Raw genomic sequence first — 12,867 nt, 5'->3', positions numbered from 1 at the left:
GACGACGTGGCCGTCGACGCCGACATCGTGCTCGGCACACCGCGGCGCGGACCACTGCGGCACGTGCTCGTGCTCGCACGCGGGTTCGGCGGTTTCAGCTCGGCACTCGTACTCGGCTCGACCAGGTAACCGACGGACGGAGGAGACGCATGAGTGGTTCGGACTTCACGATGGATGAACTCTGCGAGCTGTTGTCGTCGAGCAGCGGCGTGCGCATCGACCCCGCCGAGCTCGGCGCGGCGACGACGTTCGACGACCTCGGGCTCGACTCGCTGGCCCTGCTGGGCGTGATCACCGCGATCGAGCGTAACCGAGGTGTGGCACTGCCCGCGGAGGCTCAGGAGATCCGGTCGGTGCAGGAGTTCCTCAGCACGCTCAACGACACCCTGGGAAAGGCGGCTTGACATGCCAGGACACACGGAGAACCAGATCATCGTCCGGGCGCCGATGGATCTGGTCTGGTCCAGAACGAACGACGTCGCCGACTGGCCGAACCTGTTCACGGAGTACGCCGCGGCCGAGGTGCTGGAGGACACCGGCGATCGGGTGCTCTTCCGCCTGACCATGCACCCCGACGAGCAGGGCAGGGTCTGGTCGTGGGTGTCCGAACGGGAGCTCGATCCCGCGACCCGCACGGTGGTGGCCCGCCGCGTCGAGACGGGGCCGTTCGAGTACATGCGGATCCGCTGGACCTACCACGAGGTCGACGACGGCGTGCTGATGCGCTGGACCCAGGACTTCGCCATGAAACCCGAGGCGCCCGTCGACGACGCCGGCATGACGGAGCGCATCAACACCAACACCCCGATCCAGATGAACGCGATCAAACGGGTGCTGGAGGCGGAGGCCGCCGCGTTGCCCGCGGCGGGGACCGGCACGCGCGCGGAGGAGTCGTCATGAGCCGGACCCTGATCGTCGCCCGGATGGCCGAGTCCGACAAGGACGCGGTCGCGGCGCTGTTCGCGGCCTCGGACGCGGGGCCGCTGCCGCACCGGGTCGGCGTCCGCGCCCGGACCCTCTTCCACTACCACGGGCTGTACTTCCATCTGATCGAGTCGGACGAGCAGGTGGACGACCGGATCGACGCCGTGCGCGACGATCGCGACTTCCGGGAACTGAGCGCCGCGCTGGACGAGTACATCAGCGCGTACGACCCGGACACGTGGCGCTCGCCGACCGACGCGATGGCCACGGCGTTCTATCACTGGCGGCGTGACTCCTGACCCCCCGACCGCCGCCAGGCCCGCGGCACGGGACCACGAGGGCGGGTCCCGTGCCGCGCGGTAAACCGTGTTGCTCCACTCAGCTGAATTCCGGTTGAACGGTTACTGATCAGTAGTGACAGGGCGGGCGGAATCCGGCAAGCTCCACCGCCGTGAGCGACTCCTCGTCCCCCGACAGTCCCGCGTCCGCTGCTCCCTCGTCCGCGCTGACCCGGCGTGGCGTGCTGCGTGCCGGCGGCGCGCTCGTGGCGGCGGGAGTGGGCGTGGCCGCCGCCTCCGTCGCTCCGGCGGCGGCCGAGTCCGTCCCCTTCGCCCACGGGGTGGCCTCCGGCGACCCGCTGCCCGACGGCGTGCTGGTCTGGACCCGCGTCACACCCGTGCCGCAGGCGCAGCCCGGCACCGGAGCCGGGCCCGAGGTGACCGTCCACTGGGACGTCGCCCGGGACGAGGCGTTCTCCGACGTGGTCGCGCGGGGTTCGGTCCGCACCGGCGCCCACCGCGACCACACCGTGAAGGTGGACGTCACCGGCCTGGAGCCCGCGACGGCGTACTGGTACCGGTTCCGGTACGGCAGCGACACCTCGCCCGTGGGGCGCACCCGCACCGCTCCCGCCGTGGGCGCCGCGGTCGAGAGGCTGCGGTTCGGTGTCGTGTCGTGCTCCGACTGGCAGGCCGGGCACTTCGCCGCCTACCGCCACCTCGCCGAGCGCGACGACCTCGACCTCGTCGTGCACCTCGGCGACTACCTCTACGAGTACGGCGTGCCCTCCGACGGCAGTCCCGTGCGCCCCCACGACCCCGAGGTGGAGATGACCACCTTGGCGCACTACCGGCGCAGGCACGCGCAGTACAAGACGGACCCGCACCTGGCCGCCCTGCACGCCCGTGTGCCGTTCGTGGTGACGTGGGACGACCACGAATCCGCCAACGACGCGTGGGCGGGGGCGCGGAGAACCACACCGAGCCCGACGAGGGCACGTGGGAGGAACGCCGGGCCGCGTCCCAGCAGGCCTACGCCGAGTGGATGCCCGTCCGCTACGAACCCGGCGGCCACCTCTACCGCCGACTCACCTTCGGCACGCTCGCGGAACTGTCCATGCTGGACCTCCGCAGTCACCGCAGCCGACAGGGCGCGCACCCGTTCGACCGCGGGATCCACGATCCGGACCGGACCATCGCGGGACGCGACCAGCTCGGCTGGCTCACCGACGGACTCGTCACCGCTGGCGCGCAGTGGAAGCTCGTGGGCAACTCGGTCATGATCGCGCCGGTGCAGTTCCCGTCCACCCTGACCACGCGCGAGTTCCACGCCCTGACCGAACTCGTCGGACCGATCGAGGGCGTTCCGTACAACGTGGACCAGTGGGACGGCTACACCCACGACCGCGCGACCGTGTTCCGCACCCTGCGCGACCACGGCGTGCGCGACACGGTGTTCCTCACCGGCGACATCCACTCCGCCTGGGCGTGCGAGCTGCCCGCCAACCCCCTGACGTATCCGCTGACCCGCGACTCGGTGGGCGTCGAACTGGTCTGCACCTCGGTGACCAGCGACAACCTCGACGAGATCCTCCGGGTGCCGCCGAGGACGGCGTCGCTGGCCGTGGAGACCGCCATCCGGGTCGCCAACCCGCACGTGAAGCACCTCGACTTCGACTCCCACGGCTTCTCGGTGCTCGACGTGACGCCCAGCGCCGTGCAGATGGACTGGTACGCACTCCGCGACCGGACCGACCCGGCCACCGAGGCCCGGCACTCCGTCTCGTACGTGGTGCGGGCCGGCACCCAGCGCGTGACCCGGACCCGGGAGGCCCTTCGATGACCGAGACACCCGCGCTGAACCGGCGCCGCTTCCTGCGCGTGGCGACCGGGACGTCGGCCGCGGTGGTGCTGTCCACCGCCGGTGCCCTTCCCGCGTCGGCCGCCGAGCGCGGTCCGCGCCCCCGCGTGTACGTGCTGGTGGTCGACGGGTTGCGACCGGACGAGATCACCCCGGCCACCACGCCGGCGTTGTACCGCCTCCGGGAGGAGGGCACGGCGTTCCCCGCGGCGCGCTCCCTTCCCGTGATGGAGACACTGCCGAACCACGTCATGATGATCACCGGCATGCGGCCCGACCGCACCGGTGTGCCCGCCAACTCCGTCTACGACGCCGACCTGGGAGAGGTACGCACCCTCGACCGCGCCGACGACCTTCGCGCGCCGACGCTGCTGGAGCGGCTGGCGGAGCGGGGGCTCACCACAGCCAGCGTGCTCAGCAAGGAGTACCTCTACGGCATCGTGGGGGAGCGGGCGAGTGTGCGCTGGGAGCCGTTCCCCGTGATCCCGATCAGCGACCACGCGCCCGACCTGGCGACCGTCACCGCGCTCGCCGCGACCGTGCGGGAGACCGACCCGGACTTCGCCTTCGTCAACCTCGGCGATGTCGACCGGGTCGGTCACGTCGACCTCACCGGCACCACACTGCGCGCCGCGCGGACCGCCGCGCTCGTGTCGACCGACGGCCTCGTGAACAGGTTCGCGGCGTTTCTGAAGCGGACCGGTCGTTGGGAGTCGAGCGTGCTCGTCGTGCTGGCCGACCACTCGATGGACTGGTCCATGCCGCACCGCGTCGTGTCGCTGGACCCCGTCGTGGACGACGACCCGATGCTCGACGGTCGCGTGGCGATCGCGCAGAACGGTGGGGCGAACCTGCTGACGTTCACCGGGCCCGACTCCGACCGTGCCGAGGCGGTCGAGCGGATGCGCCGTGCGGCGCTGGGCACCGACGGGGTGCTGTCGGTCCACACCCCCGACGAGCTCAGGCTCGGGCCGCGCGCCGGGGACCTGGTCGTCTACTGCCGGGCGGGCTGGCGGTTCACCGACCCGTACCTCTGGTCGAACCCGATCCCGGGCAACCACGGACATCCGGCCACCGAGCCGATCCCGTTCTTCGTGGCGGGTGGACATCCCGCCGTGCGGCGGGGGCACGTGTCGTCGGCGCCGGCGACCACGGCCGACGTCGCCCCCACCGTCGGCGCGCTGTTCGATCTACCAGCCCCGGACGGTGGCTACGACGGCACCGCGCGCCTCGACGCGTTCGTGTCCGTCCCCGCGCCGCGGTGACGAACGGCTCCGCCGCCTGACCTCGGTCCAGGTGGCGGCGGAACCACGCCGACGGCTCAGGCGACCTCGGTGACGAGCCTGCCGAGCGTCTTGGACAGGCCCTCGACGACCTCGGTGTCGCTTCCCGGGTGCACCTCGGCGAAGCGCGTCACCGAGTGCGGGATCGCGAGCAGGACCTCGTCGACCACCTTCGCGCCCGCGATACCGGCCGACTTGCGCGCCTCCTCCTGCGCCCACACGCCGCCGTACTGGCCGAACGCGGTGCCGACGACGGCGGTCGGCTTGCCCTGCAGCGCACCGTTGCCGAACGGGCGGGAGAGCCAGTCGATGGCGTTCTTCAACACGGCGGGCATGGTGCCGTTGTACTCGGGCGAGAAGACCAACACCGCGTCGGCGCTGGAGACGGCGCTGCGCAGCCGCCCGGCGGACTCCGGCGCACCGGCCTCGGTGTCGAGGTCCTCGTTGTAGAACGGCAGCTCGCCGAGCCCGTCGTAGATCTCGACCGTCACGCCGTCCGGCGCGTGCTTGATCGCCGTCTCGGCCAGCTGGCGGTTGTGCGAGCCCGCTCGGAGGCTGCCGACGAGCGCGAGGACACGGATGGTCATGAGTACTCCTGGTCGCGAAAGTGGGTGCTGGACACGCGCCGGCGCTCCGTCTGGGAGACGCCGCACACAAAGCGGACCGTGGTCCGTTTCGTGTCTAACAGTGTCCTCGGGCGATGGTCAACGTGACGTGGCACGGGTTACGCTGCGCAGGTGCCCGCTTCGTCCCCGCCCCCGAACGCCGTCCCCGACCGGACGTCGACGGCGTTCTCCCCGTTGCCGCTGCACGAGCACGGACGTCAGCGTGCCGACGCGGTGCGCAACCGGGCGCGGGTACTCGACGCGGCGACGCGGGTCGCGGCCCGGGACGGCGCGAGCAACCTCACGATGGACGCGGTGGCCGTCGAGGCCTCGGTCGGCAAGGGCACGGTCTTCCGCCATTTCGGCGACCGCACCGGCCTGCTCACGGCGCTGCTCGACCGGGCCGAACGCTCGTTGCAAGAGGGTTTCCTCGGCGGGCCGCCGCCGCTCGGCCCCGGGGCGCACCCTCGGCAACGGCTCATCGCGTTCGGTTCGGCGGTGCTACGCCACGAGCAGGAGCACCGCGATCTCTACGTCGCCGCGGTGACCGAGCCGCACCGCAAGTTCGCCGTCCCGGCCCAGCGCGTGCGGCACACCCACGTGGCGATGCTCGTCCGCAGGCTCGATCCCCTCGCCGATCACCACGTGCTGGGCCACACCCTGCTGGGCTATCTCGACACCGCGCTCGTCAACCACCTGCTCGGCGAGCCCGGCACCGACCTCTTCCGCTTGGAACGCGGCTGGTCCGACCTCGTCACCCGCCTCTTCCCCTGACCGGCGTGTCCGCGTCTCCCGCACGCGTGTCCGCGGTTCCGGTACGCATGTCCGCACTTCCGGTACGGGTGTTCGAGGTTCCGGTACGTCTTACGGCGGGCTGTGGTGAGCTCGCCGTGCCTCAAGTGCGGACACGCGTGCACAACCTGCGGACACGCGTGCATGAAGTGCGGACACGCGTGCGCAGGTCGCGGACACGGTGGTCAGTCTCGGGGCAGGAGGACGACGCCGTCGTCGTCGGCGTGCAGCACGTCGCCCGGGGTGAAGGTCACTCCGCCGAAACCCACCGGCACGTCGACGGCCCCGCGACCGTCCTTGGAGCTCTTGCGCGGGTTGGTGCCGAGGGCCTTGATGCCGAGGGGGAGCTCGGCCAGCGCCGCGCTGTCCCGCACGGCGCCGTTGATGACGAGCCCGGCCCAGCCGTTCTCGACGGCGGAGGCGGCGATGAGGTCGCCGGTCAGGGCCGTGTGCAGCGAGCCGCCCCCGTTCACGACCAGGACGGCGCCGTCGCCCGGCGTGCGCAGCAGTTCGCGCAGCAGGCCGTTGTCCTCGTGACACGACACGGTGCGGACGGCTCCGCTGAAGGCGCGGTGGCCGCCGAACTGCCGGAACTGCGTGTCGCACACCCGGAGTCGGTCCCCGTACTCGTCAACGAGGTCGGCGGTGGGCTGAGAGGTTCGCGGGGTTCGCTGCGTCACCGTGGAGCCTTTCGTCGTGGTCGTCGGCAGTCGGCTCATCGTGCCTCAGCGGGTGCGGCGGGAACGAGGGCTTCGACGCCCGTACGTGACCAACCTCTCGACTCTCCATGGACAGCGTCACTCCGCCGGGTTTCCGACGACGCCGGTGAATCCACCCGGTCGGGCATATCGGTGACCCAGCCGGGTATTCGGCCCGTCGTGAGAGGGCGGGCGAGGTGAGGGGCACCGCACGCGCCCCGTTCGTGCTGCCGACCACCCGTGGGAAGCGATTCTGACGTGCTTGTGGTCGCCGTGGTGCTGGCCGTCGTCGGAGCGCTGTTCATCGCGCTCGGTTCGGCGCTGCAGGAGCAGGTCGTCGTCGGCATGCGTTTCCTCGGCGGCCGGGGGGTGCGGTGGTTGCTGCGGCTCGTGCGGCAGCCGCGGTGGCTGCTCGGGGCCGCGTGCGCGGGTCTGGGTGTCGGCCTGCACGTGCTCGCGTTGAGCCGCGGACCCGTCAGTGTCATCCAGCCGGTGGGCACCACCGGACTGCTGTTCGCTCTCGTCGTCAAGGCGGTGCTGGAGCGGCGTCGGCTACGCCTGTCCCAGTCGCTCGGCGGCGTGGCCGTCGTGGTGGGCCTGGTGGGGTTGCTGCTCGCTCTGCCGCCCGACACGAAGGCCCCGACCCTGTCGACGTCGACGGCGGTCCTGCTCGCCGTCGTGACACTCGCCGTGTCCGGGACGGCGGTGGGGGTCGCGTGGTCGGCGTCCTCCCGCAGTGCCCGGGCCGCCGCGCTCGCGTTCGCCGCGGGGACCACGTTCGGGGTGGCTTCGGCGTTGATCAGTGTGATCGGGCATCGGATGCTCGTCGATCTGTCCGCGATCGCGAGCTGGCCCACTCTTCTGGCTGTCGTCCTGCTCTCGACCGGGGGACTGGCCCAGCAGCACGCCTACCGTATGCGGCGGTTCGCGCTCGCATTCGCCATGCTTGAGATCGCGGACCCCGTCTCGGCCGCGACGGTCGGTGTGCTCGTGCTGGGCGAGCCGCTCCCGAGCACACCGCTCGCCGCGGCCTGGATGGGGTTGTCGGCCACCGGCATCGTGGTCGGCGTCGTGGTGCTCGCCCGCTCGTACATCGGACCAGCCCCTGGACACAGTGATCATGCGCGTGTTGATAGCGACCGACACCTATCCCCCTGACGTCAGCGGGAGCTCGTTCTTCGCGTCCCGCCTCGCCACGGGGTTGGCCGCGCGCGGCCACGACGTCCACGTGGTGTGTGCGTCGGAGACCGGGCCCCGCAAGATCGTGCGGGAGTCACAGGTGTGTCTGCATCGGCTGCGTTCACTGCCGTTGGTCGTGCACCCGCGGGTGCGGTTCGTGCCGCCGCCCGGTGTCCCGGCGGTCGTGCGCAGGCTTGTCGGGTGGGTGCGGCCGGACGTCCTCCACACGCAGGACCACTTCACCATCGGCAGGGCGGCGGTGCGTGCGGCGCGGCGAGCGCGCATCCCGATCGTCGCGACCAATCACTTCATGCCCGACAACCTCTTGCCCTATCTGCCTCGCCGGTTGCACCGGCCGGTGTCCGACGTGGCGTGGCGGGATTTCCGCCGCGTCTACGACCATGCCCACCACGTCACGACACCGACTCGGACGGCGGCGGAGCTTCTCGCGGCGAACGGCTTCGAGGGGGTTGTGGAGCCCGTCTCGTGCGGCGTCGACACCACCCGGTTCTCCGCGTCTCCGGATCCGCCGGCGGTGCACCGCCGCGCGCTCGGGCTTCCCGACGCACCCACGGTGGTCTACGTCGGCAGGCTCGACGAGGAGAAGCGGCTCGACGAGCTGATCCGGGCACTGGCGAGGCTTCCGGCGGGTGACGCGCAGCTCGTGCTCGTGGGCACGGGGACCCGCCGCGGCGAGCTCGAACGGCTCGCCGCGCGCGAGCGGGTCGCCCACCGGGTGCGCTTCCTCGGGTTCGTGCCGGACGACCAGCTCCCGTCGGTGTACCGGGCGGCGGACGTGTTCGCGATCCCGGGCGTGGCGGAACTGCAGAGCATCGCGACGCTGGAGGCCATGGCCAGCGGGCTCCCGGTGGTCGCGGCCAACGCCGTGGCCCTGCCGCACCTGGTCTTGCCGGGCGAGAACGGCTACCTCGTCGAGCCCGGCGACGTCAGCGGTCTGGCCGCGGCGCTCGCCGCGGTGCTGCACTCGCCGGACCGGCGACGAAGCATGGGGGATTCGAGCAGGACGATCGCCGTGAGCCACGACGAGCAGCGCACGTGGGCGCGGTTCGAGGAGATCTACCGGGCCGTCACAGTCGGCCTCGCTCGACGAGGTTGACGCCCGAGCGTGTTGCGGATCACACTGGAGTTGTCCATCTCACAACTCACTGCGCAATACGCAACACGTGCATTCGTAGGACGCGCTCTCCAGGTGGCTTTTCCTGGGCGAGAGATCGAGGTGTCTCATGGCCGAGGTCGTCCAGCAGCCCGTTCCCCGCCACGCCGGCGGCTCCGACACCGGGGCCAGGACGGTGACCGAACCGTCCATCCTGCTCTATCCGCGGCTGCGTAAGTCGCCGTATTTCTGGAAGTCGCGAGCCCAGGGCGCCGCCTGCTACAGCGTGTACAACCACACCTATCACCCCCGGCACTACGGCGATCCCGTCTCGGAGTACTGGGCGCTGCTGGAGGGCGTCACGCTGTGGGACGTCGGCGTCGAACGTCAGCTCGAGATCACCGGGCCGGACGCGTTCGAGTTCACCAACATGCTCGTCCCGCGTGACCTGCACAAGTGCGACGTGGGGCAGTGCAAGTACGTGTTCGTCACGGCTCCTGACGGCGGGATCATCAACGATCCCGTGCTGTTGCGGCTCGAGCCCGACCGGTTCTGGCTCTCCCTGGCCGACAGCGACGTCGGGCTGTGGGCGTGGGGTCTGGCCCACGCGGGTGGCTGGGACGTGACGATCCGGGAGGCCGACGTCGCGCCGCTGCAGGTGCAGGGGCCGCGCGCGAAGGACGTGCTGACCGACCTGTTCGGAGGCTCCGTCCTCGCCGTGCCCTACTACCGGCTGCGGGAGTACGACCTCGACGGCATGCGCGTCGTCGTGAGCCGAACGGGTTATTCCGGCGAAGTGGGTTACGAGATCTACCTGTACGACGCCTCGCGACACGCCGAGCGGTTGTGGGACCGCGTGTGGGAGGCGGGCCGACCGCACGGCCTGCGACCGATCGGTCCGTGCCACATCCGCCGCATCGAGGCGGGCATGCTCGCCTACGGCTGCGACATCACCCGCGACACGAATCCCCTGGAGGTCGGCTACGACTACCGGTGGATGGTCGACCTCGACCAGGAGGCCGACTTCGTGGGCAAGGAGGCGCTGCGCCGCGTGAAGGCCGACGGCGTGCGCCGACTGCTGGTCGGGCTGGAGATCGACGGTGCCCCGTTGGGCAGCTTCAACGACGGGTCGATGATCGAGCCGTTCGACGTGTTCACGCACGGCGCGCAGCAGCCAGTGGGGTCGGTGACGAGCGCCTGCCACTCACCGCGCCTGAACGCCAACATCGGCCTGGCCATGGTGCCGATCGAGGCGAGTGCGGTGGGCACCCAGGTCACCGTCGGAACGCCGACCGGCCTCCGGGACGCGGCGGTGGTGGACAAGCCGTTCGTGGACCCGCAGAAGGCCACCCCGAAGCGCTGACCGTGGAGGCCCACGATGGGACTGAGAGACCGAGCTCGCGGTCGGGGTCCGGCACCGCGGCTGCCTCGCCGCTGGCTCGACGAGGCGCGGTTCGAGGTGCTGCCGCTGGACGCGGTGCTCGACGAGACGGCCCACCTGCCCGAGAACACGACGGTCACCGTCACCGCGTCGCCGACGCGCGGTCTCGACGCGACGGTGCAGTTGTGCGAGAAACTCGCCGCGCAACGGCTGCGGGTGGTCCCGCACCTGGCGGCGCGGCAGGTCCGCGACGCGACCCACCTGCGGGACGTGCTCGATCGGCTCGCGGCGGTCGAGACCGACGAGGTGTTCGTGATCGCCGGTGACGCGAGCACGGCTGCGGGGCCGTTCGGCGACGGGCTGTCGCTGCTGCGGGCGATCGAGGAGTCCGGCCGCCGGCCGAGGCGGATCGGGGTGCCGTGCTACCCGGAGGGGCATCCGACGGTGCCCGACGACGCGCTGTGGGAGGCGCTGCGGGCCAAGCAACCCCACGCCGACTACGCGGTGAGCCAGCTGTGTTTCGACCCGGGCGTCGTGTGCCGGTTCCTCCGCGCGGCCCGGCAGCGGGGTGTGACGCTGCCGGTGCTGGTCGGTGTGGCCGGTGTGGTGAGTCCCGCCGCGTTGCTGCGGGTCGGCTCGCGCGTCGGGGTGGGCGACTCGCTGTCGTTCCTGCGCGCGAACCGCTCGACGGTCGCCGGGCTCGTGTCGCGGCACGATCCCGGTCGTTTCCTCGCGGGCCTCGCCGACCGTGCCGCCGACGGAGAGTGTGCTCCCGCCGGGCTGCACTTCTACACGTTCAACCGCGTCAGCGCGACCACCGCGTGGCTGACCGCCGTCCGAGGTTCTCACACCGAGTGAGGAGTGTGCGCTCATGCCCACGAACCTGGAGATCTCCCGCGGCACCGTCCGCAAGCCGCTCCTCGACGTGGCGGCCGACATGGGCATCGGGCCCCACCTCGTCGAGCCGTACGGCAACGCCGCCGCGAAGCTGTCGCTGGACGCGATCGACGAACTCGCCGATCGGCCGAAGGCTCGCTATGTCGTCGTGTCGTCGTTGACCCCGACCCCGCTGGGGGAGGGGAAGACGACCACCACGGTGGGATTGGGTCAGGGTTTCGCGCACCTGGGCAAGCGCGCGGTCATCGCCATCCGGCAATCGTCGATGGGCCCGACGTTCGGGATCAAGGGCGGCGCGGCCGGTGGCGGGTACGCGCAGGTGGTGCCGATGGAGACCGTGAACCTGCACCTCACCGGCGACCTGCACGCGGTCACCGGCGCGCACAACCTGCTGGCGGCCATGGTGGACAACCACCTGCACAAGGGCAACGCCCTCGGACTCGATCCGTGGAGCATCACCTGGCGGCGCGTGCTCGACGTCAACGACCGCGATCTGCGGCAGATCGTCACCGGGCTGGGCGGTCGGCAGGACGGGATCCCGCGGCAGACCGGGTTCGACATCACGGCGGCGTCCGAGGTGATGGCGATCCTGGCGCTGTGTTCGTCGCTGCGGGATCTGCGCAACCGGCTCGGCCGCATCGTCGTCGGCTACGACAGCGACGGCGAAGCGGTGACCGCGGAGCAGCTCAAGGCCGCGGGAGCGATGTGCGTGCAGCTGCGGGAGGCGGTCAAACCGAACCTGCTGCAGTCGGTGGAGCAGACTCCCGTTCTCATCCACTGTGGACCGTTCGGCAACATCGCGCACGGCAACTCGTCGGTGGTGGCCGACCTCGTGGGCATCCGGTGCGGCGACTACCTCGTCACGGAAGCCGGTTTCGGTGCCGACATGGGCGCCGAGCGGTTCTTCAACATCAAGTGCCGTGCGTCGGGGCTCGTGCCCGACGCCGCGGTGGTGGTGGCCACCGTGCGCGCGATGAAGGTGCACTCGGGCCGCTACCGCGTGGTGGCGGGACGGCCGTTGCCCGACGAGATGGTGCAGGAGAGCCCGGACGACGTGTACGCGGGCGCGGGGAACCTCCGCCGGCAGCTCGCCAACATCCGGGCACACGGTGTCACGCCGGTCGTGGCGGTGAACGCGTTCCCGGGCGACTTCGACAGCGAGCACAGGGCCATTCTGGACATCGCCGCCGAGGAGGGGGTGCGCGCGGCCGTGAGCACCCACGCCGCGAAGGGCGGCAAGGGGGCGGCCGAGCTCGCGGACGCCGTGGCGGCGGCCTGCGAGCAACCGGCGGAGTTCACCCACCTCTATCCGACGGACCTCCCGCTCGCGGAGAAGATCGACGTGGTGGCGCGGCGGATGTACGGCGCCGACGGCATCGACCTCAGCCCTCTCGCGCGACGGCAGCTCGACACCTACACGCGGTGCGGGTTCGATGCGTTGCCGGTGTGCATCGCCAAGACGCACCTGTCGTTGTCGGACGACCCGAGCCGCAAGGGCGCGCCCACCGGGTGGCGGCTTCCGGTGCGCGAGGTGCGGGCGTCGGCCGGTGCGGGCTTCGTCTACCCGATCTGCGGGGACATGCGCACGATGCCCGGCCTGTCCTCCCACCCGGCCGCGGAGCACATCGACATCGACGAGTCCGGTCAGGTGGTGGGGCTGGCGTGAGCAGGGTCGCCTGTGGACGCCGACCGGGTGTGGGTGTCCCACAGGAGCACAGGAGGTGGCCGCGGGCGAGGGTTGCCGGGGTCGTCTGTGGACGCCGACCGGGTGTGGGTGTCCCACAGGAGCATAGGAGGTGGCCGCGGGCGAGGGTTGCCGGGGTCGTCTGTGGACGCCGACCGGGTGTGGGTGTCC

General features: G+C 71.3%; 12 protein-coding genes and 1 pseudogene. 11 read left to right on the top strand and 2 right to left on the bottom strand.

What is annotated here, in order from left to right; genetic code table 11:
• The first annotated feature begins 149 nt into the window (after window positions 1-149).
• The 5 genes and pseudogenes from SACAZDRAFT_RS03500 to SACAZDRAFT_RS03480 all read left to right on the top strand — a co-directional run bounded on the left by SACAZDRAFT_RS03500 (window position 150) and on the right by SACAZDRAFT_RS03480 (window position 4,328).
• On the top strand, window positions 150-404 hold the full coding sequence (locus SACAZDRAFT_RS03500) for an acyl carrier protein (protein ID WP_005438752.1): 255 nt from the start codon (window positions 150-152) through the stop codon (window positions 402-404).
• A gap of 1 nt (window position 405) precedes the next feature.
• A complete protein-coding gene (locus tag SACAZDRAFT_RS03495; protein ID WP_005438751.1) occupies window positions 406-900 on the top strand; it encodes an SRPBCC family protein in 495 nt (164 codons plus the stop codon).
• On the top strand, window positions 897-1,223 hold the full coding sequence (locus SACAZDRAFT_RS03490; protein ID WP_005438750.1) for a TcmI family type II polyketide cyclase: 327 nt from the start codon (window positions 897-899) through the stop codon (window positions 1,221-1,223). Before SACAZDRAFT_RS03495 ends, SACAZDRAFT_RS03490 begins: the two co-directional genes overlap by 4 nt.
• 152 nt (window positions 1,224-1,375) lie before the next feature.
• Window positions 1,376-3,045: pseudogene (locus SACAZDRAFT_RS24135) on the top strand (alkaline phosphatase D family protein).
• On the top strand, window positions 3,042-4,328 hold the full coding sequence (locus tag SACAZDRAFT_RS03480; RefSeq protein ID WP_005438745.1) for an alkaline phosphatase family protein: 1,287 nt from the start codon (window positions 3,042-3,044) through the stop codon (window positions 4,326-4,328). Before SACAZDRAFT_RS24135 ends, SACAZDRAFT_RS03480 begins: the two are co-directional and overlap by 4 nt.
• 56 nt (window positions 4,329-4,384) lie before the next feature.
• Here the strand turns inward: SACAZDRAFT_RS03480 and SACAZDRAFT_RS03475 are convergent, their stop codons facing one another.
• On the bottom strand, window positions 4,385-4,933 hold the full coding sequence (locus SACAZDRAFT_RS03475) for an NAD(P)H-dependent oxidoreductase (protein WP_005438743.1): 549 nt from the start codon (window positions 4,931-4,933) through the stop codon (window positions 4,385-4,387).
• A 150-nt stretch (window positions 4,934-5,083) separates the two neighbouring features.
• Between SACAZDRAFT_RS03475 and SACAZDRAFT_RS03470 the strand changes: the two genes are divergently transcribed.
• The gene (locus tag SACAZDRAFT_RS03470; protein WP_005438742.1) at window positions 5,084-5,725 is read left to right on the top strand and encodes a TetR/AcrR family transcriptional regulator; all 642 of its coding nucleotides are present in this window, start codon (window positions 5,084-5,086) and stop codon (window positions 5,723-5,725) included.
• 203 nt (window positions 5,726-5,928) lie between these two features.
• Here SACAZDRAFT_RS03470 and rraA read toward each other — a convergent pair whose 3' ends face one another.
• Window positions 5,929-6,462, bottom strand: a complete 534-nt coding sequence (gene rraA, locus SACAZDRAFT_RS03465) for a ribonuclease E activity regulator RraA (protein ID WP_005438741.1) — start codon at window positions 6,460-6,462, stop codon at window positions 5,929-5,931.
• A 237-nt stretch (window positions 6,463-6,699) separates the two neighbouring features.
• Between rraA and SACAZDRAFT_RS03460 the strand changes: the two genes are divergently transcribed.
• The 5 genes from SACAZDRAFT_RS03460 to SACAZDRAFT_RS03440 all read left to right on the top strand — a co-directional run bounded on the left by SACAZDRAFT_RS03460 (window position 6,700) and on the right by SACAZDRAFT_RS03440 (window position 12,678).
• Entirely contained in the window at window positions 6,700-7,599 is a 900-nt protein-coding gene (locus tag SACAZDRAFT_RS03460; protein WP_005438740.1) for a DMT family transporter, read from the top strand.
• Window positions 7,562-8,737: a glycosyltransferase gene (locus SACAZDRAFT_RS03455; protein WP_005438739.1), complete on the top strand. Its 1,176-nt coding sequence runs from the start codon at window positions 7,562-7,564 to the stop codon at window positions 8,735-8,737. Before SACAZDRAFT_RS03460 ends, SACAZDRAFT_RS03455 begins: the two co-directional genes overlap by 38 nt.
• 127 nt (window positions 8,738-8,864) lie before the next feature.
• On the top strand, window positions 8,865-10,097 hold the full coding sequence (locus SACAZDRAFT_RS03450) for a glycine cleavage T C-terminal barrel domain-containing protein (RefSeq protein WP_005438738.1): 1,233 nt from the start codon (window positions 8,865-8,867) through the stop codon (window positions 10,095-10,097).
• A gap of 15 nt (window positions 10,098-10,112) precedes the next feature.
• Complete coding sequence (locus SACAZDRAFT_RS03445; RefSeq protein ID WP_005438736.1) at window positions 10,113-10,973, top strand: methylenetetrahydrofolate reductase; 861 nt, start codon at window positions 10,113-10,115, stop codon at window positions 10,971-10,973.
• Between the two features lie 13 nt (window positions 10,974-10,986).
• Window positions 10,987-12,678, top strand: coding sequence for a formate--tetrahydrofolate ligase (locus SACAZDRAFT_RS03440; protein WP_005438734.1), 1,692 nt, complete (start codon window positions 10,987-10,989; stop codon window positions 12,676-12,678).
• The last annotated feature ends 189 nt before the right edge of the window (window positions 12,679-12,867 follow it).

It is taken from the genome of Saccharomonospora azurea NA-128 (assembly GCF_000231055.2).
Lineage (GTDB): Bacteria > Actinomycetota > Actinomycetes > Mycobacteriales > Pseudonocardiaceae > Saccharomonospora > Saccharomonospora azurea.
The sequence above is the reverse complement of the archived record's forward strand: the minus strand, read 5'-3'. Positions and strand labels throughout refer to the sequence as shown.

Bases quoted from the DNA above. Each gene is read 5' to 3' on its own strand.
- SACAZDRAFT_RS03500 (WP_005438752.1), top strand. From the start codon at position 150: ATGAGTGGTTCGGACTTCACGATGGATGAACTCTGCGAGCTGTTGTCG.
- SACAZDRAFT_RS03495 (WP_005438751.1), top strand. From the start codon at position 406: ATGCCAGGACACACGGAGAACCAGATCATCGTCCGGGCGCCGATGGAT.
- SACAZDRAFT_RS03490 (WP_005438750.1), top strand. From the start codon at position 897: ATGAGCCGGACCCTGATCGTCGCCCGGATGGCCGAGTCCGACAAGGAC.
- SACAZDRAFT_RS03480 (WP_005438745.1), top strand. From the start codon at position 3,042: ATGACCGAGACACCCGCGCTGAACCGGCGCCGCTTCCTGCGCGTGGCG.
- SACAZDRAFT_RS03475 (WP_005438743.1), bottom strand. From the start codon at position 4,933: ATGACCATCCGTGTCCTCGCGCTCGTCGGCAGCCTCCGAGCGGGCTCG.
- rraA (WP_005438741.1), bottom strand. From the start codon at position 6,462: ATGAGCCGACTGCCGACGACCACGACGAAAGGCTCCACGGTGACGCAG.
- SACAZDRAFT_RS03455 (WP_005438739.1), top strand. From the start codon at position 7,562: ATGCGCGTGTTGATAGCGACCGACACCTATCCCCCTGACGTCAGCGGG.
- SACAZDRAFT_RS03450 (WP_005438738.1), top strand. From the start codon at position 8,865: ATGGCCGAGGTCGTCCAGCAGCCCGTTCCCCGCCACGCCGGCGGCTCC.
- SACAZDRAFT_RS03445 (WP_005438736.1), top strand. From the start codon at position 10,113: ATGGGACTGAGAGACCGAGCTCGCGGTCGGGGTCCGGCACCGCGGCTG.
- SACAZDRAFT_RS03440 (WP_005438734.1), top strand. From the start codon at position 10,987: ATGCCCACGAACCTGGAGATCTCCCGCGGCACCGTCCGCAAGCCGCTC.